The sequence below is a fragment of the Isoptericola sp. NPDC055063 genome, assembly GCF_053608125.1.
In genome coordinates this window covers 76,376-80,051 of record NZ_JBSGUW010000011.1, presented here as the reverse complement: position 1 = coordinate 80,051, position 3,676 = coordinate 76,376, and the positions used below count along the sequence as shown (strand labels likewise).

Genomic DNA, 3,676 nt, shown 5'->3' with positions numbered 1-3,676 from the left:
CCCCACGCGCCGCGCCGCCCCCTCTTGGTTGTGTGGGCTGTTTTTTTCTCTTTTTGCAAAAAAAACCCCCCCCCACCCCCCCCCCCCCAACACAGTGGGGTGAGGGGCAGGGCGCGGTCAGGCGGTGTCCGCCGCGCGGCGGGCGACGGCGGCGGCCTCCTCGGCCTTCTCCGCCTTGTCGGCCGCGCGGGCGGCGGCCTTCTCCGCCTTGCGCAGGGCGCGGGAGTCGCGCTTGACCCGGCGCCGCTCCTTGCGCCGCTCGATGAGCGTGTAGATCACCGGCACGACGAACAGCGTCAGCAGCGTGGACGACACGAGGCCGCCGATGACCACCAGCGCGAGCGGCTGGCTGATGAACGAGCCGCCGCCGGTGATCCCGACCGCCATCGGGGTGAGCGCGAAGATCGTCGCGAGCGCCGTCATGACGATCGGCCGCAGACGCTTGCGGGCGCCCTCGTGCACGGCGTCGTCCAGCGTCTTCCCGCGCTCGCGGTACTGGTTGATGAGGTCGATGAGCACGATGGCGTTCGAGACCACGATGCCGATGAGCATCAGCACGCCGATCAGCGCGGGCACGCCCAGCGGCGTGTCCGTGGCCAGCAGCGCCAGCAGCGCGCCCGTGGCCGCGAACGGCACCGACACCAGCAGGATGAGCGGCTGCACCAGCGACCCGAAGGTCGCGACCATCACGAGGTAGACGATGGCGATCGCCGCGACGAGCGCCAGGCCGAGGTCGGCGAAGGCGTCCGCCTGGTCGGCGGCGACGCCGCCCACCTCGACGGTGGCGCCGGCCGGCAGGTCCAGCCCGTCGGTGGCGGCCGTGATGTCGGCGCTCAGCGTGCCGACGTCCTGCGTCTCGGGCGTCACGGACACGGTGGCCGAGCGCTCGCCGTCGGTGCGGGAGATCGACGTGGGCACGTCGACCTTCTCGACGGTGGCGACGTCGGTGAGCGGCACCATGCCGGTGGCCGTCGGGAGCTCGAGGTCCTCGATCTCGGCCTGGGTGGCCGGCGCGTCGCCGGACTTCACGACGACGTCGGTGGGGCCGTCGCCGACGTCCACCTGGCCCACGGTCTGCTCGGGGTCCATCGCGCCCGCGACGATGCCGGACACCTGGGTCTCCGTGAGGCCCAGCGCGGCCGCCTCGTCCCGGTCGACGTCCACCTGCACCACCTGCTGCGCGGCGGACAGGTTGTTGCTCACCTCGGCCACGCCGTCCAGCCCGGACACCGCGTCGGTGACCTGCTGCGCCGCCGTGGCGAGACCGTCCTCGTCGTGCGAGCGGACCACGAGGTCCACCGTGCTGGACCCGAAGCCGGAGTCACCGCCGGAGACGCTGACCCCGGTCGTGACGCCCTCGTCGGCCAGCGGCTCGACGGCGTCACGGATCTCGTCCTGGGCGGCGACGGCGTCGGCGTCGGGGTCGAGCGTGATCGAGAACGTGGCCTTCGGGGCGGAGCCGCCGCCCATGAAGGCGGCCTGCGCGGCGTCTCCCGTGCCGACCGTGGTCTGCACGCTCTGCACCGCGTCGACGCCGTCGAGGGCGTCCTCGACGTCGGACGCCGCGGCGTCCTGCGCCTCGAGCGACGCGCCGGGCTCGAACGTCTGGGTCACCGTGACGGTGTCCTGGCCGGAGTCGCCGATGAAGTTGGTCTCCAGGCGCGGCACCATCGCGAGCGTGCCGCCGAGGACGGCGACCGCGATGACGAGCGTCACCCACGGGTGGCGCAGGGCCGCGCCGAGGCTCGGCACGTACGCCCGCTGCCACAGGCCGCGGCGCTCCTTGGCCTCGGCGGCCTCGCGCACCTGCTCGGCCTCCTCGGGCGTGGCGGGCACGGCGGGCGTCTTGACGAACCAGTACGCCAGGACGGGCACGATCGTGAGGGCCACGACGAGCGACGAGAGCATCGCGATGGTGACCGTCATGGCGAACGGGCGGAACAACTCGCCCACCATGCCGCTGACGAACGCGATGGGCGCGAACACCGCGACGGTGCAGATGGTCGACGCCGCGATGGCGCCGCCCACCTCGCGCACCGCGGTGAGGATGGCGGCCTTCTTCTCCTCGCCGTACGACAGGTGTCTCTTGATGTTCTCGATGACGACGATCGCGTCGTCCACGACGCGGCCGATCGAGATGGTCAGGGCGCCCAGCGTGAGGATGTTGAGCGTGTAGCCCGTGAGGTTCATGACCACGAACGTGGCGGCCAGCGACAGCGGGATCGACACGGCCGACACCAGCGTGGACCGCACCGACATGAGGAAGACGAGGATCACGAGGACCGCGAACACGAGGCCCAGCCCGCCCTCGGTGGCGAGGCCGCTGATCGACTCCTCGATGAACGGCGCCTGGTCGAAGACGACGGCGGTGGTGACGCCGGCGGCGGCGAGCTCGGGCTTCAGGTCGTCCAGCGCGTCCTGGACGGCGTGCGAGACGTCGACGGTGTTGCCGTCGGGGGTCTTGGTGATGGCGACGCCCAGCGACGGCTCGCCGTCCAGGCGGGAGTGGGAGGTCGCGTCGACCGGAACCACCTTGACGGTGGCGACGTCGGAGAGGACCACGGGCTCGGGCGCCTGCGGCGCCTGGGTGGCGGTCGGGTCGGCCTGGCCGGCCGCGGCCGGCGGGGCGCCCGTGCCGTCGCCGGTCTCGCCCGTGGTGCCGCCCGTGGCGTCGCCGGTGCTCGACGCCCCGGCGGCGGCCGCGGCGTCCGGGGTCACGACCAGGGGCAGCGCCTTGAGCTCCTTGACGCTGTCGATGCTGGAGCCGGCCTGGACAGAGTAGGTGACGTCGTCGTCGGTGATGGTGCCGGCGGGCAGCACGACGCCGTTGTCCTTGAGGACGGACGCCACGTCGTCGGTGGTGAGGCCGGCCTTCGCCAGCTTCTTCGTGTCCACGTCGACGAGCACCTGGTCGGTCTCGCCGCCGGTCACGGCCACGGACCGCACGTCGTCGACGTCCTCCAGCGCCGGCACCACGACCGTCTCCACCGTGTCCGCCAGCGCGGCGGCGTCCACGGAGCCGTCGGCGCCCGCGGCGGCGAGCTGGATGACGGGCAGGTCGTCGAGCGACCCGGTGATCACCTGCGGCTCGACGTCCTCCGGCAGCTGCGACTGCGTGCGCGTGATCGCGGTCTGCAGGCGCTGCGTGGCGGCGTCCATGTCGGTGCCGTACGTGAACTGGACGGTCGTGACGGAGCTGCCGGTCGACGCCGTCGAGCCGATCGACTCGATCCCCTCGACGGACTGCGCGGCGGCCTCGAGCGGCTCGGTGACGCGCTCCTCGACCACCTCGGGTGACGCGCCGGGGTACACGGCGACGACGGCTCCGGCGGGGAGCTCGAGGGACGGGATGAGCTCCTGCTTCAGGGAGCCCAGGCTCATCACCCCGAAGACGAGGATCGCGACGGTCGCCAGGGCGACGACGGCGCGGTTCGCCAGGGACAGGCGGGCAAGTCGGAACACGCTCACTCCAGAGGGCGGTCGGCAGGACGGGCACGACTCCGCTGTCGTGACGCAGGGCTGAACGGACGATACGCGCCCGCGGTTCCCCCGGGCATCATCCGAAAGTCGGACGGGGGGCGGGGGGGGGGGGAGCGAGTGGCCAGCCGTTGGGGTGGGTCATGGACACGAAAAAAGAGATAACCACATGAAGGGAGCGAAGCCTCACAACTGCCCC

General features: G+C 72.3%; 1 protein-coding gene. It reads right to left on the bottom strand.

Translation table 11 applies throughout. The features are described 5' to 3' along the window. Positions 1–117: 117 nt before the first annotated feature. The gene (locus ACWF41_RS14530; protein ID WP_380326931.1) at positions 118–3,462 is read right to left on the bottom strand and encodes an efflux RND transporter permease subunit; all 3,345 of its coding nucleotides are present in this window, start codon (positions 3,460–3,462) and stop codon (positions 118–120) included. Between the last annotated feature and the right edge of the window lie 214 nt (positions 3,463–3,676).